The 18,191-nt window shown below is 68.6% G+C and carries 16 protein-coding genes and 1 tRNA gene; 8 read left to right on the top strand and 9 right to left on the bottom strand.

Features of this window, described 5'->3' with window-relative positions; all coding sequences use genetic code 11:
• Window positions 1-152: 152 nt before the first annotated feature.
• The 7 genes from HNR51_RS07065 (at window position 153) to HNR51_RS07035 (ending at window position 6,502) form a co-directional block, all read left to right on the top strand.
• A complete protein-coding gene (locus tag HNR51_RS07065) occupies window positions 153-521 on the top strand; it encodes a LapA family protein (protein ID WP_141949913.1) in 369 nt (122 codons plus the stop codon).
• A 17-nt stretch (window positions 522-538) separates the two neighbouring features.
• The gene (locus tag HNR51_RS07060; RefSeq protein WP_182554447.1) at window positions 539-1,186 is read left to right on the top strand and encodes a phosphoribosylanthranilate isomerase; all 648 of its coding nucleotides are present in this window, start codon (window positions 539-541) and stop codon (window positions 1,184-1,186) included.
• Between the two features lie 131 nt (window positions 1,187-1,317).
• Window positions 1,318-2,559: a tryptophan synthase subunit beta gene (gene trpB / locus HNR51_RS07055; protein WP_182554446.1), complete on the top strand. Its 1,242-nt coding sequence runs from the start codon at window positions 1,318-1,320 to the stop codon at window positions 2,557-2,559.
• A gap of 105 nt (window positions 2,560-2,664) precedes the next feature.
• Window positions 2,665-2,741, top strand: a tRNA-Met gene (locus HNR51_RS07050).
• Between the two features lie 670 nt (window positions 2,742-3,411).
• Window positions 3,412-3,786: a VOC family protein gene (locus tag HNR51_RS07045; protein ID WP_182554445.1), complete on the top strand. Its 375-nt coding sequence runs from the start codon at window positions 3,412-3,414 to the stop codon at window positions 3,784-3,786.
• Between the two features lie 469 nt (window positions 3,787-4,255).
• A complete protein-coding gene (locus HNR51_RS07040; protein WP_182554444.1) occupies window positions 4,256-5,320 on the top strand; it encodes a hypothetical protein in 1,065 nt (354 codons plus the stop codon).
• Between the two features lie 45 nt (window positions 5,321-5,365).
• The gene (locus HNR51_RS07035) at window positions 5,366-6,502 is read left to right on the top strand and encodes a TAXI family TRAP transporter solute-binding subunit (RefSeq protein WP_182554443.1); all 1,137 of its coding nucleotides are present in this window, start codon (window positions 5,366-5,368) and stop codon (window positions 6,500-6,502) included.
• A 350-nt stretch (window positions 6,503-6,852) separates the two neighbouring features.
• Here the strand turns inward: HNR51_RS07035 and HNR51_RS07030 are convergent, their stop codons facing one another.
• From HNR51_RS07030 to HNR51_RS06995, 8 genes are read right to left on the bottom strand one after another with little or no spacing between them, the layout of a single operon-like run.
• Entirely contained in the window at window positions 6,853-8,121 is a 1,269-nt protein-coding gene (locus HNR51_RS07030) for an MSMEG_0569 family flavin-dependent oxidoreductase (protein WP_182554442.1), read from the bottom strand.
• A 38-nt stretch (window positions 8,122-8,159) separates the two neighbouring features.
• Window positions 8,160-8,441 (bottom strand): MSMEG_0570 family nitrogen starvation response protein, encoded by a 282-nt coding sequence (locus tag HNR51_RS07025; protein ID WP_182554441.1) that lies wholly within the window; start codon window positions 8,439-8,441, stop codon window positions 8,160-8,162.
• Entirely contained in the window at window positions 8,434-9,609 is a 1,176-nt protein-coding gene (locus HNR51_RS07020) for an MSMEG_0565 family glycosyltransferase (protein WP_182554440.1), read from the bottom strand. Before HNR51_RS07020 ends, HNR51_RS07025 begins: the two co-directional genes overlap by 8 nt.
• Window positions 9,606-10,601, bottom strand: a complete 996-nt coding sequence (locus tag HNR51_RS07015; RefSeq protein WP_182554439.1) for a sll0787 family AIR synthase-like protein — start codon at window positions 10,599-10,601, stop codon at window positions 9,606-9,608. The genes HNR51_RS07020 and HNR51_RS07015 overlap by 4 nt, the downstream gene beginning before the upstream one ends.
• Complete coding sequence (locus HNR51_RS07010) at window positions 10,601-11,143, bottom strand: MSMEG_0567/Sll0786 family nitrogen starvation N-acetyltransferase (RefSeq protein ID WP_373325209.1); 543 nt, start codon at window positions 11,141-11,143, stop codon at window positions 10,601-10,603. Before HNR51_RS07010 ends, HNR51_RS07015 begins: the two co-directional genes overlap by 1 nt.
• Window positions 11,143-12,246: an MSMEG_0568 family radical SAM protein gene (locus tag HNR51_RS07005; protein ID WP_182554438.1), complete on the bottom strand. Its 1,104-nt coding sequence runs from the start codon at window positions 12,244-12,246 to the stop codon at window positions 11,143-11,145. The genes HNR51_RS07010 and HNR51_RS07005 overlap by 1 nt, the downstream gene beginning before the upstream one ends.
• The gene (locus tag HNR51_RS07000) at window positions 12,200-13,276 is read right to left on the bottom strand and encodes a Nit6803 family nitrilase (RefSeq protein WP_182554437.1); all 1,077 of its coding nucleotides are present in this window, start codon (window positions 13,274-13,276) and stop codon (window positions 12,200-12,202) included. Before HNR51_RS07000 ends, HNR51_RS07005 begins: the two co-directional genes overlap by 47 nt.
• A 59-nt stretch (window positions 13,277-13,335) precedes the next feature.
• Entirely contained in the window at window positions 13,336-13,818 is a 483-nt protein-coding gene (locus HNR51_RS06995) for an MSMEG_0572/Sll0783 family nitrogen starvation response protein (RefSeq protein WP_012452016.1), read from the bottom strand.
• A gap of 363 nt (window positions 13,819-14,181) precedes the next feature.
• On the opposite strand from HNR51_RS06995, the gene HNR51_RS06990 reads away from it, so the two are divergent.
• Complete coding sequence (locus HNR51_RS06990; protein WP_373325208.1) at window positions 14,182-15,621, top strand: aminotransferase-like domain-containing protein; 1,440 nt, start codon at window positions 14,182-14,184, stop codon at window positions 15,619-15,621.
• 110 nt (window positions 15,622-15,731) lie between these two features.
• Here HNR51_RS06990 and HNR51_RS06985 read toward each other — a convergent pair whose 3' ends face one another.
• The gene (locus HNR51_RS06985) at window positions 15,732-18,017 is read right to left on the bottom strand and encodes a xanthine dehydrogenase family protein molybdopterin-binding subunit (RefSeq protein ID WP_182554436.1); all 2,286 of its coding nucleotides are present in this window, start codon (window positions 18,015-18,017) and stop codon (window positions 15,732-15,734) included.
• Between the last annotated feature and the right edge of the window lie 174 nt (window positions 18,018-18,191).

Below are 18,191 nucleotides of genomic sequence, written 5' to 3'. Positions count from 1 at the left end.
TCGGTGCTCCTCTTAGCCCGGCCGCCATCCACTTCGACGGGGAGCGCTCTAGTTCTGCGATCTGAGCCTCGAGAAGCCCGTCGCTCGAAAGCCCCTAGCGGCAAACGGCCGGGCCGGTTCCAGGCCGTTGCCGTCCGTCGGAGACCCTTTGCATGATCCGTTTTTTGAAGGCGCTGGTTCTGCTGCCGGTCGCAATTGTGGTCGTCCTCCTCGCGGTGGCCAACCGCGAGGCCGTGACCCTCTCCTTCGATCCGTTCTCGCCCGAGCCGGTCTTCGCCGTCGTCCTGCCACTCTACGCCGTGATCTTCGGCGCAGTCGCCCTCGGGATCTTGGTCGGCGGCATCGGGAGCTGGCTCGGACAGAGCGGAACCCGCCAGCGGGCGCGCTACCACCGCCGCGAGGCCGACCGCCTTGCCAAGGAAGCGGCAGAGCTGAAGACCTTCGGGACCCCGGGCGTCGAGCCGGGTTACGGCAGCGCCGCGACTCATACGGCGCTTCCGGCTCCGGCGGCGGCGCGCTGACAGGAGCGCTCGGGCCGATGGCGGATGTCCGCGTCAAGATCTGCGGCCTCAGCACCGAGGCGACGCTGGACGCCGCCCTCGATGCGGGGGCGGATCTCGTCGGCTTCGTCCACTTCCCCCGGAGTCCGCGACACGTCGCTTTGGACCGGGGCGGCCGCCTCGCCGGACGGGCGCGGGGGAGGGCAGAGCGCGTCGTACTGCTGGTCGATCCGGACGATACTCTGCTTCGCGATGCCGTCGCGGCGCTCGATCCCGATCTGATCCAGTTGCACGGCAGGGAGACGCCGGAGCGTGTGGCGGAGGTCCGCGCCCGCACCGGCCGGCCGGTCATGAAGGCGGTCGGCATCGCCTCGGCCGAGGATCTGCGTGCGCTCCCGGCCTATGCCGCCGTCGCCGACCGGCTTCTGCTCGACGCGAAGCCGCCCCCCGGGGCCGATCTCCCCGGCGGCAATGGACGCAGCTTCGACTGGGGCATCCTGACGAATGCGGTGCTGCCCCGCGCCACGATGCTGTCGGGCGGCCTCGACGCCGGCAACGTCGCGGCGGCGCTGGCCCGCACGGGTCTTTCCGCCGTCGACGTCTCTTCGGGCGTCGAGGTGCGGCCGGGCGAGAAAGATCCGGCCAAGATCGTGGCCTTCGTGACGGCCGCCCGCCGCCAAGCCTGAACGCCCGCGATCCTCGTCTGATCCCGTCGAGCGGCCGATCCAGTCGGTTTGTCCGGCTGTGCCGCATTGCGGCCGTCGTTCCATGGGTCTAGCACGCCAAACAACAACTGTTTTCGCGAAGGACCGTCCCCGTGACGCTGAACCCCGCTCCCAATTCCTTCCGCACCGGGCCGGACGAGCGCGGCCGCTTCGGCATCTTCGGCGGCCGCTTCGTGGCCGAGACGCTGATGCCGCTGATCCTCGACCTCGAGAAGGCGTATGCCGAGGCCAAGGCCGACCCGTCGTTCAAGGCGGATATGGAGTCCTACGGCACCCACTATATCGGCCGGCCGAGCCCGCTCTATTACGCCGAGCGCCTCACCGAGCATCTGCGCGCCGGCGCTCCGGCCGGGCAAGGAGCGAAGATCTATTTCAAGCGCGAGGAGCTGAACCACACCGGCTCGCACAAGGTGAACAACGTGCTCGGCCAGATCCTGCTCGCCCGCCGCATGGGCAAGCCGCGGATCATCGCCGAGACCGGCGCCGGCCAGCATGGCGTCGCCACGGCGACGCTCTGCGCCCGGTTCGGCCTGAAATGCGTGGTCTATATGGGCGCCGTCGATGTCGAGCGGCAGGCGCCGAACGTGTTCCGCATGAAGATGCTGGGCGCCGAGGTGGTGCCGGTGCAATCGGGCACCCGCACCCTCAAGGATGCGATGAACGAGGCTTTGCGCGACTGGGTCACGAACGTCGCCGACACCTTCTACTGCATCGGTACGGTGGCCGGCCCGCATCCCTACCCGGCGATGGTGCGCGACTTCCAGTCGGTGATCGGCATCGAGACGAAGCAGCAGATGCTGGCGCTGGAGGGCCGGCTGCCGGATTCGCTCGTGGCCTGCATCGGCGGCGGCTCCAATGCCATGGGGCTGTTCCACCCCTTCCTCGATGACCGCGAGGTCGAGATCTACGGCGTCGAGGCGGCCGGCCACGGCGTGCAGAGCGGCCTGCATGCCGCCTCGCTCACCGGCGGCCGCCCGGGCGTGCTGCACGGCAACCGCACCTACCTCCTGATGAACGAGGACGGCCAGATCGCGGATGCCCACTCGATCTCGGCGGGCCTCGATTATCCCGGCATCGGCCCCGAGCATGCGTGGCTGCACGAGATGGGCCGCGTCACCTACCTGTCGGCGACCGATTCGGAGACGCTGGGGGCGTTCAAGCTCTGCTCGATGCTGGAGGGCATCATTCCGGCCCTGGAGCCCGCCCACGCGCTGTCGAAGGTGCTGGAGCTCGCACCCACCAAGCCGGCGGAGCACCTGATGGTGATGAATCTGTCCGGCCGCGGCGACAAGGACATCCCGCAGGTGGCCCAGATCTTCGGTCAGACGCTCTGAGCCGGAGAACCTGTGCGGGGGATCGCAACAGACCGTTGACACCCCCGCGCCCTTCTCCCTATATCGCCGCCCAGCGGACGACGCCACGGCGTCGTCGGCGAGCGTGGCGGGGTAGCTCAGCTGGTTAGAGCAGAGGAATCATAATCCTTGTGTCGGGGGTTCAAATCCCTCCCTCGCTACCACTTATTTCACCCGCTCGGTCCATGACTTGGCGGGTTTTTCTATGCCCGAAATCCCTATCGGCGTGCTCTGCGGTACGCTGCGGCGCGTCCGGTGGTGTCACCGCGGGTAATGACCCGGCATTGGCTGCTCCGTGCGACAGGGACGGAGCACAGTGGTGGCTCGCGGTGCCGGCCGTTTCCGGCCTCGTTGCGATGGCACCGCTCGTCCGAACCCTATCCGCCCACCACACGAAGCACCACGCCGAGACCGGCGTAAGGACGCCGAGCATCGCCGCTGCCGATGCGTCTGTCGGACCTTGGACGCCTCACGCCGCAAGACGCGCTGGCACCGGTCCTCGCCCACCCGCGAGCTTACGAACACGCAGCGACACGGCGATAGCCGTAGACCCCTACGCGGCTGCCAAAGCGATCAGGGCTCAGGTCGCGGCATCGTCGCCAGCCGGCACAGCGGGCTTGCGCAGGAAGCGGTCGCGCTCCCGGAGGCCACACGTCGCTCAAATCCCTTCAGCCGCCCGTCGGCACCGTTCCGAGGCTAGACGTTTCCCGCCGCGACGTTCGTAGCGGACGCAGTCGTCTGGTGGACCCTGAGATACGCGTATGCAAACAGCACCAGCCCGGTCCGACGCTACGCCACGATTTGTTTGTGTGGCCTGTTCTTAGGAGAGCGACGATGTTCACGCACATCATGATCGGCAGCAACGACTTGGAGCAGGCTCGGAGCTTCTACGATGCCACATTTGCCGCTCTGGGAGGCCAGCCCGGTGAGATGGATGCCCGAGGCCGGCTGATCTACTCCCACGAAGGCGGCCGGCTGATGATCACGAAGCCCATCGACGGCAAGCCGGCGACCGCGGCCAACGGCGGGACGATCGGTATCGCAGCAGCGAGCCGCGAGCATGTTCTCGCTTGGCATCGAGCCGGACTTGCGCATGGGGGCACCGCGATCGAGAGCCCGCCCGTTGAGCGTCCGAACGGCTCATTCGTCGCTTATCTCCGCGACCCGACCGGGAACAAGCTGACCGCACGGACGCCGCCTGCGCAGTGACCGTGTCCGTCGTCGGCGTTGCCTCGTCCGACATCAGGGCGGGGGCTGATGCGGTCCGTCTGTGATCGGTCGATGCGGTCTCGGTGATCGCTCTCGATTACGGCGCAGGCAGCCCTGGGCGCTCGATGCATGGCGCCGGCACCACTTCAAGCAATACCTCGCATGCGCGAGAAGCCCCGCCGCGGCTGAGCCGGGCGGGGTACCTCCGATGCGAAGGCCGGCTCGATTGCACCCGTTGGGTCGAACGGTGCGAACGGGCAGAGAAGTGACCGGCAGCAGCGGTGAACCGGAACGCATTCCGGCCGCATCATGACATCCCGCATCGACATCGCTCGGGATGTGCATGAATTCGTCAAAATTGCCGACACGTTTTGGGCACAGATTAAGCGAGATTAATTGACAGAAACGCCGGAGTACTGCATACGAAGCTGCTCTCTAGCGGAAACGCGCCTGACAAGGATTGCATCCGATGGAAGCGCATCGCACGAATAGGCTTGGCAACACGCTGGCGCTAGCAGCACTTGTTGCGTTGAGCTGTCTTTCACTGCCGGCAACTGCACAAGTCGCGGACGGTCAGCCTCTGGCCGACACTGCTACGCCCGGCAGCAGAAGCGATGCGGATCCCGGTCAAGGCGAGACATCTGATCTCTTCTTTTCGACGCACGATGTCTCGGGGAAGCTCGGCACCCCGCTTCCCCTGGAAATAAAGCTTGTCCGTACAGGCGCAATTTCTGTCGAGTCCATCCTCCTTCTCGGCCTGCCTCGAGGTGTGACGATCAGCGACTCGAACAACACGTTCTCGCCATTGGACGACACCGGGGACGTCGACATCAAGGCGTGGGATCTCCCGAACATCAAGATCTCGCAGAGCGACGAGCGCGAGAACCGCTTCTCCCTCGCCATTGCGGCGATCTGGACTGCGGCGTCCGCTGGGAAGACCAATGTCGCGACGAGCCTTGTCAATGTGAGTTTCCGCTCCGAGGCTCCTGAGCGGACCATTGCCGCGGGCGAGAAGCCGCCCAGCCCCGAAAACCCTGCAGTTGCCATCCCCGGAACAGCGTCGCCCCGTCAGATCGTCGCCGACGCTGCGACGCCCGATACATCCGCCACGGTCGAGGCTGTCGTGGTGCCGTCGGCCCCTGGCACAGCTCTCACGAACACGGCGGAGATCGATCGCCCGGCATCGCCCGTGCTCACAGAGGAAAAGCTGGCCGCTGAAAACGCGTCCGCGCGGCTCCCACGTTCCGCGGATACAGCACGGCCGACGCCTCGGGTGGACCCTCTGGTGGAGCGCGCCAGGGGCCTGATACGGCTCGGCGATATCAGCGGGGCTCGACTTCTGCTGGAGCGTGCACAGGCGCGCAACGCATCGAACGCGACCTTCCTCCTCGCACAGACCTGGGATCCGGACATGCTGCGGCGCTGGAATGTGCGGGGCCTGCGGGCCGATCCGGATCTCGCCAGAAGCCTGTACGCGAAGGCCGCGGGTCAGAACCGGACGGATGAGCGGCTGCTCGCCACGTCGGGCCGCTGACGGGACGCCTTGAAGAAGGTCCGACGACCACCGGGGGACACGCACATGTCGAGGCTTGCCCAATACGCTGCCTTTCTCGGGATCGCCTTGATGGCATGCGCGAGCGACCCAGTTGCGGGCGCGCCAGACTCCGCACCAGTTGAAACCGGCCCCGCCACGGAAGCCGCGCTCGGCGAGCGCATGAACGCCAACACCGTCACGGTGGTGACCGGTACGCCCGGCGGAACCTACTTCCGCGTCGGTGCCGAGTTCGCCTTCGTACTGGATGACGGCGATCGCCTTCGGATCCTGCCGATTCTCGGCAAGGGAGCGGGCGAGAACGCCTACGACATCCGTTTCCTGAAGGGTGTCGATCTGGGTTTCGTTCGCACCGATACCCTGGATCAGTTGCGGCAAGACAAGCGCCTGAAGAACATCGAACAGCAGATCCATTACATCGCCAAGCTGTTCAACGATGAGATGCATATCATCGCGCCGAAATCGGTCCGGACCATCAGCGATCTCGCGGGCAAGCGGATCAGCTTCGACGTCAAGGGCAGCGGCACCGATTACAGCGGCCGGGCCATGTTCCGCGAACTCGGCGTCGCTGTGGAGGGGATCAACGTCGATCAGCCCACCGCCCTCGAGATGCTGCGCAACGGCGAGATCGAGGCTGTCGTCTCGGTGGCGGCCAAGCCGGTGGCTTTCATCGCGAGCTTCGATCCGGGTGAGCGCTTCCACTTCGTGGCGGCGCCGTACCCGGACACGATGAACGAAGCCTATGTCCCGGCGACCCTGACACGGAACGATTATCCGAAGTTTGTCGGCGACGAGGCGGTGGAGACGGTCGCGGTCGGCACGGTCCTCGGGGTCTACAACAGTCCGAAGGGGTCTCCGCGCTATGAGAAGCTGGTCCGGTTCGTCGACGCCTTCTTCGGCAAGTTCGACAAGTTCCTGGCTCCGCCGCGGCACCCGAAATGGCGGGAGGTCAATCTCGCGGCCTCGGTGAAGGGCTGGCGGCGCTTCCGGCCGGCGCAGGAATGGCTCGACCGCCACAAGGAGCAGGAGGCCGAGGCCCAGCCGGATCTGGACCGGTTCTTCCAGTCACAACCCCAGCGACCGGCCGGGAAGGATGAGATCTACCAGGCCTATCTGAAGTGGCGGCAAGAGCGGCCATCACTGCGATCGACTCTCCCCCATTGAGGTGGTCGGCCCCGAGGTGTGGCTTTCGTGCCAGGACGAGGGCGGACCGATGGGAACGAAGCGGCACCTGTGCAGACCGTGTCCCGCCTGAAGCACAGCGCCGGCTGCGAGAGGGATGAGAGTCCCCATTTCGGGTAATGAATTTCATCCCTCGCCACGGTCAGTTCCACCCGCCCTTTCCATGACAAGGCGGGTGTCTCATTGGCCGGAGCGATTCAAACGGCTTGCACCACGCCTGCGGTCTTTCCGATGCAACGGATGCGCAGGCTCCGAGCGGCTTCGTCCCGAGCCTCGACGGAGCCGAACGGCCGGACAGGACCTTCGGCATCCGTGGCCGAGCGTCGGCCGGGTCAGACCGCGCGCTTCAGCACGAACCGCTCGGCGCTGAGGCGTTTCTGAATCACCTGCACGACGTATTCGGCATCGCGTCCGACCGCTCCGAACCGGCCGGATCCCCAGGTGTTCAGCCAGGGCAAACCGATGAAGTAGACGCCTTCCTCGCTCGTGACGCCCCGCCTGTGCTTCGGGCTCCCCGCGCCGTTGAAGACGGAGGCGTCGAGCCAGCGGAAATCGGGCGTGAAACCGATGCACCAGACGACGCTGGTGATGCCGGTCTCCGCGAGGGCGAGGCGGGTGACCGGCTCGCCGGGCTCCCAGACGGGCGTATAATGCGCCTGCGCCGGGGCATCGATGCCGTTCTCGGCAATGTATTTGTCGATGGCCGCGTTGATGCCGTTGTAGGTCCGATCGGCTTGATCGAGCGAGCGCTTCAGGCCGTCGCGGAAGTGCAGCGAGCCGTCCCGGTAATCCTCCAGAACGCCGTAGAGCCTCATGCCCTCGCTCGCGAAACGGCGCAGGTCGATGTCGCGTCCGCCGTCGCGGCCCGTCACGTAATGATTGGTGTTGTCGCGGACACCGTCGCGCAGCGGATGGTCATCGACCGTCATCTCGTAATAGCCCATGTCGGCCAGCCACGTGACGACGTCGCGGCCGCGGTAGAACCGGGCGCAGCGGGGCGCATCGCCCACCGCGAGGTGCACCGGGCGGCCGGCCAAGTGCAGGTCCTCGGCGATCTGCGCGCCGGACTGGCCGGAGCCGACCACCAGCACCTCGCCCGCGGGCAATTGGGCCGGGTTACGGTACTGGTTCGAATGGATCTGCGTGATCGACCCCGGCAGCCTCTCGGCCATGCGCGGGATGATCGGGGTGTGATAGCCGCCGGAGGCGACGACGATCTCGTCGGCGGTGTAGTCGCCCTCCGAGGTCTCGACTGAGAACAGGCCGTCGTCGCGTCGTGCGACCCGCGTCACCGCGACGCCCTCGCGGATCGGCGGATTCACCTTGGTCACGAACGCCTTGAGATAGGCGACGATCTCATCCTTCTGCATGAAGCCGTCGGGCTCCGGCCCGTCATACGGATGGCCCGGCAGGTCGCACTGCCAATTGGGGGTGACGAGGCAGAACGTGTCCCAGCGCTGTGTCTCCCAGCTATGCGCGGCGGACCGCTTCTCGAAGACGAGATGATCGATGCCGCGCTGCTTGAGGTGGTAACTGACCGAGAGGCCGGCTTGGCCGCCGCCCACGACGGCAACCGGAACGTGACGGGGCTCGGACGTCATGGCGCTCACTCCGTGATACTGCGGGAAGGCGTGCGGGCTCAGGGCTCGAAGGTCTCGACGGTGACCCGGCCGCCGGGCGCCTGCCTCTCGGCCGCGGCCTCGATCCGGGCGAGCTGATCGAGGGCCGAAGAGCAGGCGAAGCCGTACTTCTCGCGCACCCGCTCGCTCGCGATGTGCAGGGCCGTGCGGGTCTTTTCGACGAACTCGTCGACGGCGTAGCTCGCGCCGGGGGTGAGGTAGTCCTTCACGACGAGAGAGGGCGAGTAGCAGGCTTCGCGCCGGCCGTCGGGCCAGCGGACATGGAAGCGCATTTCAGGCATGGATCGACTCCTGTCGGGTGCGGGCACAGGCCGCGTAGGCATCGAGGTGGCGCGCGGCGCAGGCGCGCCAGGAATGGGCGGCGGCCCGCACGCGACCGGCTGCCCGCAGTCGGGCGCGGGTGTCCGCCGCCAGGGCCGCGGCCATGGACCCGGCGATGGCGTCGGGGTCGGCCGGATCGACGAACAGGGCGTCGGAGTCCTCCAGGTACTCGGTAAAGGGCGGTTGCCGGGAGACGATCGTGGGCGTGCCGCAGGCCATCGCCTCCAGCACGCACAAGCCGAAACCCTCCGTCCACGAAGGGAAGGCCAGGACATCCGCGATCCGGTAGAGCGCCGGCATGTCGCCCTGGGGAACGGGACCGGTCTCGATCACGGCCTCGCCGGCCCCGACGGCGAGACCGTGCGCCGCGAGGGCGGCCCGGCAGCGGGCGCGGTACGCGCTGTGGTCGAGCAGCGAGGCGCCGCCGGCGACGACCAACTGCGCCGCCGGGTGGTACGCCCGTAGGCGCGCGAACGCCTGGACGATGCCGAGGGTGTTCTTGCGCGCTTCGAAGCCGCCGACGCAGAGGATCACCGGCCCCGCGCCGAGGCCCCACCGTGCCCGCAGGACCGCATCCGCCTCGGTCGGCTCCCAGCGATAGACCGACAGGTCGACCCCGTTCCCCACGATGTCGGCCCGCGTCCCGAGGTCGTCCGCGATCCAATCGGCCCAGGAACGGCTGACGCAGAGCAGGCGCGCGGCCTCGCGGATCGAGCGGTCCTGCCACTCGGCAAGCAATGGTTCGGCGAAGCGGTCGACGTGGTGGACCGTGCGCACGAAGCCCGGGATCAGCCGCCGGTGTTTCAAGGTCGCCAGCGCGTTGCCACCGATCCCGTCATGGGCATGGAACAGGTCGAAGTCGCAGGCGGCCGGCGTCGCGAAATGGCGCAGGTAGTCGTTGATGCGCGTTCGCACGAGGTCGACCGTGGTGCCGCCGACCGACCGGGCGGCCACCGGGACCGTCGGACAGGCCGCATCCCGGAAGAAGCCGGCGCCGGTGGGATCGGGCGCGTGGACCACCGCCTCGTGGCCGAGGGTGCACAAGGCCTCGGCCAGGGCGAGGCAATGGGCGACGCCGCCGCGCGGATTGGTGGAGTGGGTCAGGATGGCGATGCGCAGAGCTGTCACGCGCTCGTCCCCGCGTCGTCCCGGCCGCAGCCGATGAGCGGGCCGGCTGCAAAGTCCCAGACCACGGCCTCAACGCCCGCGCCGCCCCGGACCCGAGCGACCCGGCCGGCATCGAGGCTGCCGATCCGGGATGCCGCGATGCCACGCTCGGAAAAGCGCGCGCAGACCGCCGCCGTCCGGTCGGGACGCACGCTGAGGAGATAGCCGAAGCTCGGGAAGGCGGTCAGCCAACGTGCGAGCGGAGCATGGTCCGGCCTCGGAATGGCGTCGAGGTCGATGAGGCCGCCGACCTTGGAGCATTCGAGCAGCATCAATGCCGTTCCGACGACGCCGGCCATGCTGATGTCCTTGGCAGCGCGGACCAAGCCGTCCTCGGCCAGTCCCGGCAGCAGTGCGAGGTCGCCGCGCAGGCGCTCCCCCGGCGCGCCGGTCGAGGCGTCCCAGTAGGGATGCGGATCGCGGAAGCGCCCGCGCAGGTCGATGGCGGCGACGAGGTCGTCGCCCGGCGCGGCGTCGAAGCTCGTCAGAAGGCGGGGGCCCGCGCGGCCGAGCACGGCGACGGCGAGATTGCCGGTCTCGGCGCGGGTGTTGGTGTGGCCGCCGACGACCGGGACACCGTAAAGCGCGGCGGCATCGGACAGGCCCGCCAGGATCGGATCGGCCGAAGCCGGGTCCCGGCTCCAGAGGGCATCGACCACCGCGAGCGGGCGCCCGCCCATGGCGGCGACGTCGCTGAGGTTGACCATGATCCCGCAATAGCCGGCGAAATACGGGTCGGCGGCGACGAAGCTGTCGAGGAAGCCTTCGATGGCGAAGAGCAGGTGGCCGTCACCGTCGGGGATCGCGGCGCAGTCGTCCCCGACCGGCACGGTGCTCCGGCGGCTGCCGAGCCCGAGCCGTGCGATCACGGCGTCGATGTCGCGCTTGTGCGCGAGGCCGCGGGCGTCGCGGATCTGACGGGCGAGCGCCGGGATGTCGAGGGCGACCGTCATCACGCGGCCTTGGCGAGGGTGACGAGCCCGTGCTCGGGATCGTGCATCGGCGGATAGGCCGCAAGATCCGCCTGCATCAGGTGATGCGGGCGTCCGTGCAGGTCCAGTTCGGCAAGGCTCGCCCAGTGCAGGGTCCGGAACAGCGGCGCGTTCTGCGCCTGGACGTGGGCCAGGAATCGCGTGCAGCCGCGGGCATGGGCCGAGGCGACGGCGACCTGGATCAGCCCGGCGCCGAGCGCGGCCGTGCCGCGGAAGGACCGCTCGACGGCGAGGCGTGAGCCCCACCACTCGCCGGGGCGTTCCGCGACCGCGTGGATGCGCACGGTGCCGACGACGGCGTCGGTATCGCCGCCGAGCGTCGAGAGGGCGCAGATCGGAATGGCCTGCGCGTCGATGGCGTCCCGATCGTCGCCCTCGAAGAGACCCTGCTCCGCGCAGAAGACGTGGCGACGCAGGGCGGCGCAGGCCCGTCGCTCCCATGGTGCGACCGCGAACTTCACGCGGAAATGGCTCGGCCGATACGGCGGGACGGGATCGAACATCAGGCCGCGCCCCCCGCACGCTCGTAGGTGGAGAGCGCCGAACAGGCGCCGCAGCGTCCGCAGCCGGCCTTGATGTCGGTCGAGCGCAGATCCGCGCCGGCCAGCATGGCCGCGAGCGGCTCGAGGATGGCATGCATGAAGGCCGGTGAAGGCGTCGGGTGGCTCTCCAGCGGCGTGCCCGAGATCGGCACGAAGGGCACCACGAAGGGATAGACGCCGATTGCGATCAAGCGCTCGGCCATCGCCAGGATGGCCTCGGGCGTGTCGCCGAGACCGGCTAGGATGTAGGTCGAGACCTGGCCCCGCCCGAAGACCGGCACGGCGGCCTCGAAGGCCGCTTGGTAGCGCTCCAGCGGGACGCTCGCCTTGCCGGGCATGATCCGGGCGCGGACCTCCGGGGTGACAGCTTCGAGATGCATGCCGAGGGCGTCGATGCCGGACGCCTTCATGCGCCCGAACCAGCGGTCGTCGTCCGGCGGCTCGCACTGCGCCTGGATCGGCAGATCGACCGCCGCCTTCACCGCGAAGGCGCTCTCGCACAGCACGGCGGCGCCCCGGTCGGTGGCGTTCGGCGTGCCCGTGGTCATCACCATGTGCTTGACGCCGTCGAGGAGCACCGCGGCGCGGGCCACCTCGGCGAGTTGCTCCGGGCTCTTGTGGGCCACGGTGCGGCCGGCCGCCAGCGACTGACCGATGGAGCAGAACTGGCAGGTCTTGGTGCGGCTCTGGTAGCGGATGCAGGTCTGCAGCACGGTGGTGGCGAGCACGTCGCGCCCGTGCAGCACGGCGATCTTGGAATAGGGCACCCCGTCGAAGGTCGAGAGCGCGTAGAAGCGCGGCTTGCCCGGAAAGGTGGCCCGCCCGATCACCACGCCGTCATGCTCGATCACCGCGACACCGTTCGCGTCCGGGCGGCGCACGAGGAAGGGCGAGTCGAAGGCGCTCTCGGTATGGACCGGGACCATCACGGTGCGGCCGGCGATGGTCATCGCCTTGTGGTCCGAGGGTCCGGCCCCGCCGCGGCGGCTCGGCGCGCCGGCGCGGCTGTCGGCCAGCCTAACGCCGTAGGACTGCAACGCGTTGATCAGGCGCTCCGTCGGCATCCCGATCAAACCCGTCGGGACCGACGCCGCCGGCGGATGGCTCGTCGGAAGCGGAGAACTGCTCATGGTCGAGGCTCCGGGAAGCGGACTGAGAACGGATCGGCCGGTGCACGAACGAGGCCGGGCGGTCGTCGTGGACGAGACTGAGGAGTTCGGGGCGCGCGTAGTGGCCGACCGAATCCATCATGCGCTTGCGCTTGGTCACGAGCGCGAGATCCATATCGGCGATCAGGATGCCCTCGCCGGGGCCGAGGGGATCGGCGAGATGCCGGCCCTCCGGCGTGACGATGGCGGTGCAGTTGCCGCCGCGGCAGGCGCCGCGCAGGCGCTCGTCGGGACAGACCTGCGCCACCTGCGCGTCGGTCAGCCAGCCGGTGGCGTTGACCACGAAGCAGGCCGCCTCCAGGGCGTGGTGGCGGATCGTCACCTCCATCTGGTCGGCGAAGATCTGACCCACCAGCGAACCGGGAAACTGGGCGGCGTGGATCTCCTCGTGGCGCGCCATGAGGGCGTAGCGGGCCAGTGGGTTGTAGTGCTCCCAGCAGGCCAGCGCGCCGACGCGGCCGACCGCCGTCTCGACCACGTCGAGGCCGGCGCCGTCGCCCTGACCCCAGATCATGCGCTCGTGATAGGTCGGGGTGATCTTGCGGCGCTTGAGCTTGAGGCTGCCGTCGGCGTCGAAGACGAGCTGCGTGTTGTAGAGCGAACCGTGATCGCGCTCGTTCACGCCCAGCACCACCACGGCGCCGTGACGGCGGGCGGCCGCGGCGACCGCCTGCGTCAGCGGGCCCGGGACGGTGGGCGCCCGCTCGTAGAGCTTCAGATGCTCCGCGCCCTGCATCGCGGGGGGAAGGACGAACGAGAAATAGGGGTAGTAGGGCACGAAGGTCTCGGGGAAGACCATGAACCGCGCACCCTTGGCAGCCGCCTCGGCGATGGCATTGAGCACGCGCTCCAGAGTGCCGTCCGGCCGGTCGAGGTCCGGCGCGATCTGGACGGCGGCAGCCCGCACGATCCGGTTGTCCGACATGGATGATCCTCCGGCTGTGGCGGCGGCATCGGGCCGCCGCCGGATGCGAGGCGCGGGCGTCAGACCGTCCAGGTGTCGATGATCACCGCGTTGTCGCGCTTGTGCAGGAGGATGCAGTCGAGGACGTCGAGGGGGTTGATCATGCGGATCCCCTCGATGAAGGCCGCTTCGCCGTGGCCGTAGAGGGCCTGGGTCGAGAACCGGCAGGCATAGACCTTGCCCCCCTCGGCCATGAACTTCTCGAGCTGGTTGTTGAAGTTCAGGTGCCCCGGGAAGGCCTCGTCGCCGAGACGCGGGAAGCCGCGCTGGACGCCGAGCGTGATGCCGGGGCCGTAGAGCAGGATGGAGGTGTCGAAGCCCTTCCGCTGGAGTCGGGTCGCCTGGAGCAGGTTCACGAGGCCGATGGAGCCCTCGAAGGCGACGGTGTGGAAGGTGACCAGCGCCTTCTGGCCCGGCTCCGCCTTCACATCCTCGAAGACCTTCTCCTCGTAATCGACCAGGAAATCGCCCTTCTTGTGGGGCTCGCGGTTCACGGCAGGCATGTCTCTCGCTCCTTGAAGGATGAGACCGCGACAGGTGGGGCTGCGAACGGTCACGGGTCCTTCATGGCAAGCGGTGTGCCAATGCTCCGACGATCAATGGTGCCATCAATACGCTAGAGTATGATGCATACAATTATCCGATCAAGCTAATCGGCATGCTTATAACCTTTTTCCTAAACGCAGATCCATCACGAAGCATATCGTGCGTATTCCGTAATCATCCGATGCACGTTCTCTGCGCGATAATTGCTGGCATTGTATGGATGTCGAGGGCCTGCTTGCTTCAGGGGACACGTCGGTACGACGCTTGCTAGCCATACAATCGCGTATTGATCGCATGTTGATGGAGCGGACGCGGAGCGGATGGCGGCGACGGAGTACGATGGGCGCCCCGGCCCTCAGGTCGGGATGAGCGGCGCCTGGAGACCGGACCTCAAACGGTGGGGCAAGCCGCACTACCTCGCCATTGCGGAGGCCCTGGCCGACGACATCCGGACCGGCCGGTTGACGCCGGGCACGCGCCTGCCGACCCAGCGGGCGCTGGCCGAGGCGCTCGACCTGAACTTCACCACGGTTTCCCGCGGCTACGTCGCCGCGCACAAGCGCGGCCTCATCGAGGGGCGCGTCGGCCAGGGGACCTTCGTGGTCGACCCCGCCCGCTCCACCCGTCCGGGCAGCCCCGTCGGCGCGGCGCGGATCGGGCCGGTCGACTTCACCATGAACCTGCCTCCGGAGCCCGATGCACCCGCCCTGCGGGCGCGCATGCAGGCCTCGCTCGCCGATCTCTCCGGCGACCTCATCAACCTGCTGCGCTATCAGGGCTTCGGCGGGACCGACGAGGACAAGGAAGCGGCCCTGCGCTGGCTGAACGGCCGCGGGATCGACACGACGCGGGAGCGCCTGCTGATCTGCCCCGGTGCGCACAGCGCCCTGTTCAGCGTGCTGGGTCAGGTAGCCCGGCCGGGGGACACGATCTGCGCCGAGCGGATCACCTATCCCGGTATCCGCGCGCTCGCGGCCCATCTCGGATTGCGCCTCGTCGACCTGCCCATGGACCGCCACGGGGTCGATCCCGATGCATTCGCGGCGGTCTGCACCAAGGTCGCCCCGAGAGCCATCTATCTGAACCCGCTGCTGCAGAACCCGACCACCGCCACCTTGTCGCTCGCGCGGCGGCAGGCGGTCATCGCGGTGGCGCGGCGCTATGCCGTCAGCATCATCGAGGACGACGCCTACGCCCGCCTCTGCCCGGCTCCGCCACCGAGCTTCGCCGAACTCGCTCCCGAGATCACGTACTACGTGGCAGGCTTGGCCAAATGCCTCGGCGCCGGGCTTCGTCTGGCCTTCCTCGTCGCCCCGAGCGCCCGGTCCGTTCTGCCGCTCGCGGGCGCGCTGCGGACCGCGACCGTCATGGCCTCGCCGATCGCCACCGCGCTGGCGACGCGCTGGATCATGGATGGCACGGCGGACGCGGTGGTGCAGTTCGTCCGCGAGGAATCGGCCGCCCGCCAGCGCATTGCGGCCTCGCTCCTTCCGGCCGGGACCTACACCGCCGATCCGCACGGCTTCCATGTCTGGATCACCCTGCCGGAGGGATGGACGCGCGCGGCCTTCGCCAGCCAGGGCCGTTCGGCCGGGCTCGGCGTGGTCGGCAGCGATCCCTTCTGCGTGGCCGGGACGCCGCCGGAGGCCGTGCGGCTCTGCCTCGGCGGCCCCTCGACCCGGCAGCAGATCACGCACGGCCTGGAAGTGCTCGCCCATGCCCTCGAAGGCTCGCCGGCCCTGGCATCGACCTACATCTGAGGGCGAGCGTCCCGGCCGCGTGTCCGCGCCGGGGCCAAGCTGGCACGTGACGCCTTAGGGGTTGCTCGATCAACACGGGCGACCGCGCCCGGAACGGTGTGCGAGCAAGACTAAATCATATCGTCGATGCGGATCGGAAGCTCGCGGATGCGCCGGCCGGCGGCATGGTAGACCGCATTCGCGATCGCCGCGTTGACGCCGATGATGCCGAGTTCGCCCAGCCCCTTAATCCCGAGCGGATTCACGGTCTCGTCGAGATCGGGCACGAGGACGGCCTCGATCGCCCCGACATCCATGGCGGTCGGCACGAGATACTCGGCGAGGTCGGGATTGCGGTAGGCGGGGCCGTCGAGGACGGTTTCCTCCAGCAGGGCCGAACCCAGGCCCCAGATCATGCCGCCGACAAGCTGGCTGCGCGCGGTCAGCGGATTGAGGATGCGCCCGGCCGCGAAGGCGCCGGTGAGCCGCGGCACCCGGATCTCACCGGTCTCGGCATGGATATGCACCTCGGCGAACTGCGCCCCGAACGCCCAATTCAGCGCATCGCCCCCGGTCGTCAGGCCGATACGACCGGCGCGCAGGGTTTCCAGCGCGTCCGGCAGGCTGTCCGGCGGGACGAACTCGGCGAGCGTCTCGACGCGGATCGGGTCGATGAAGCGGACCGCATCGGCAAGGGAAAGCCCGCGCCCGTCGGATGCGGCGAGCCGGCCGTCGGCCAGACGAAAGCCGGCCGGATCCCTCCCGGCGAACGGACGGTCCGGCGCGACGGCCGTTTGCGCTAACCGCGCCCGCACCTGCTCGCAGGCGAGGGCGAGGGCGTTCATCAGGCTCGTCGTCGTACTCGATCCCCCCGAAAGGCCGGCCGCAGGCAGATCGGTGTCGCCGAGTTGCACCCGCACCCGCTCCACCGGCAGGCCGAGCCGTTCGGCCGCCCCCATCGCCAACAGGGTGGTGATGCCGTTGCCGATCTCGTGATGGGCGCATCCGATCTCCGCCGAACCATCCGCGAAGAGCCGCAGCCGCAGGGTCGCCGCGGCGATCTTCACGGGCCGGACCGATGCGGCGCAGCCGAGGCCGACGCGCCACGCGCCCTCCCGCATCGTCCCGGGTTGCGGCGCACGTCGCTTCCAGTCGAAGGCAGCGGCCCCGGCATCGAAGCAGGCCATCAGAGGCCGGCTGGAGAACGGCTTGCCCGAGACCGGATCGCGGGCGGTGTCGTTGCGGCGGCGCAGTTCGATCGGATCGAGGCCGAGCCGCCACGCCAGCTCATCGACCGCGCTCTCCAACGCGAACAGATACGGCACCTCGGGCGGCGCCCGCATCGGACCGGGCGTGTTGCGATCCACCCGCACCGCCCGCTCCTCCGTGCGGATCGCCGGGCAGGCATAAAGGCTCGCGGTCACGTCCGCGCCCTCCATCGCGAAGGGATCGAAGCGTGAGGCGATGACCTCAGCCTCGTGCACGAGGCTCGTGAACCGTCCGTCGCGGTCGGCGGCGAGTCGGATGTCGTGGCGCGTCTCGGGACGGTAGTTGGCGATGGTGAAGCATTGCCGCCGCGTCGGCACCAGCGAGACCGGACAACCGAGACGCTTGGCGGCGAGCGCCACGGGGGCGGTGTGCTGCGAGAGCGCGAACTTCGAACCGAAATGCCCGCCGATCAATCCGGAGACGACCCGGATCTGGGCCGGGTCAAGGCCGAGCTGTGCTGCGAGCCCGTGACGAACCGCGCCGATGTAGCGGCTCGGCTCGTGCACGGTGAGGCGGCCGCCGTCCCAGGCGCACCGGGTGGTGAACAGCTCGATCGGATTGTGGTGCTGGATCGGCGTCGTGTAACGCGCCTCGATCCGTGCCGGGGCCTCCCTCCAGCCGATCTCGGTATCGCCGACAGCGATATCCTCGTGATGAGCCTTGAGATCGGCGAGCCGCACGGTCTCGGAGCCGGGATCGTCGAAGCTCGCGGCAGCGGGCTCCGGTGCGTAGCGCACGCGGACCAGTGCGGCCGCCTGAGCCGCCGCCTCCGGCGTCCGACCGACGACGAGGGCCACGATCTGACCCGTATAGGCGACGCGGTCAGACCCGAGCGGGAGATGCGAGGAATTGGCGTAGCCGCCCGCCATCAGGTGCGGGACCGACGCGATCTCGCCGCCGAAATCACGATGCGTGAAGATCGCCAGGAGATCCGGCGCCTGCGCCGCCGTGGGGAGATCGAAGCCGAGGATCCGGCCGCGTGCGATCGTGCTGGTGACGAGTGCGGCATGGGCCGCATCAGGCTCAGACCCGCCTTCACCCCGGCGATCGGATGCGTAGAGCGCGGCTCCCGTGACCTTGGCACGGCCCTCGATCCGGACATGCGGATGCCCGATGATGCCGTCCTTCGCGACGCCGGCCTGATCCATTGCGATCGTCTCCGCGCATCCGATGCGTTTCCGGCGGTGCCATGCCCGTCCGGTCGCGCAACGTGCCTCTCGAACGAGTGGCAACGAGTCTCGCCCGCATCAGTCTCCCGGCAGGCGTCGAAACGACGCTCACCGGCAGGGGCGGGATGGGCGGTAGATGGAACAGTGTGGGTC

Origin of the sequence: Methylorubrum thiocyanatum, from assembly GCA_014138645.1 — a bacterium.
GTDB classification, from domain to species: Bacteria; Pseudomonadota; Alphaproteobacteria; order Rhizobiales; family Beijerinckiaceae; genus Methylobacterium; species Methylobacterium thiocyanatum.
This window is presented reverse-complemented; position numbering and strand designations above follow the sequence as displayed.

Excerpts from the sequence above, each read along its gene's own strand:
- HNR51_RS07065 (WP_141949913.1), top strand. The coding sequence starts at position 153 with ATGATCCGTTTTTTGAAGGCGCTGGTTCTGCTGCCGGTCGCAATTGTG.
- HNR51_RS07060 (WP_182554447.1), top strand. The coding sequence starts at position 539 with ATGGCGGATGTCCGCGTCAAGATCTGCGGCCTCAGCACCGAGGCGACG.
- HNR51_RS07045 (WP_182554445.1), top strand. The coding sequence starts at position 3,412 with ATGTTCACGCACATCATGATCGGCAGCAACGACTTGGAGCAGGCTCGG.
- HNR51_RS07040 (WP_182554444.1), top strand. The coding sequence starts at position 4,256 with ATGGAAGCGCATCGCACGAATAGGCTTGGCAACACGCTGGCGCTAGCA.
- HNR51_RS07035 (WP_182554443.1), top strand. The coding sequence starts at position 5,366 with ATGTCGAGGCTTGCCCAATACGCTGCCTTTCTCGGGATCGCCTTGATG.
- HNR51_RS07030 (WP_182554442.1), bottom strand. The coding sequence starts at position 8,121 with ATGACGTCCGAGCCCCGTCACGTTCCGGTTGCCGTCGTGGGCGGCGGC.
- HNR51_RS07025 (WP_182554441.1), bottom strand. The coding sequence starts at position 8,441 with ATGCCTGAAATGCGCTTCCATGTCCGCTGGCCCGACGGCCGGCGCGAA.
- HNR51_RS07015 (WP_182554439.1), bottom strand. The coding sequence starts at position 10,601 with ATGACGGTCGCCCTCGACATCCCGGCGCTCGCCCGTCAGATCCGCGAC.
- HNR51_RS07010 (WP_373325209.1), bottom strand. The coding sequence starts at position 11,143 with ATGTTCGATCCCGTCCCGCCGTATCGGCCGAGCCATTTCCGCGTGAAG.
- HNR51_RS07005 (WP_182554438.1), bottom strand. The coding sequence starts at position 12,246 with ATGCCGACGGAGCGCCTGATCAACGCGTTGCAGTCCTACGGCGTTAGG.
- HNR51_RS07000 (WP_182554437.1), bottom strand. The coding sequence starts at position 13,276 with ATGTCGGACAACCGGATCGTGCGGGCTGCCGCCGTCCAGATCGCGCCG.
- HNR51_RS06995 (WP_012452016.1), bottom strand. The coding sequence starts at position 13,818 with ATGCCTGCCGTGAACCGCGAGCCCCACAAGAAGGGCGATTTCCTGGTC.
- HNR51_RS06990 (WP_373325208.1), top strand. The coding sequence starts at position 14,182 with ATGGCGGCGACGGAGTACGATGGGCGCCCCGGCCCTCAGGTCGGGATG.
- HNR51_RS06985 (WP_182554436.1), bottom strand. The coding sequence starts at position 18,017 with ATGGATCAGGCCGGCGTCGCGAAGGACGGCATCATCGGGCATCCGCAT.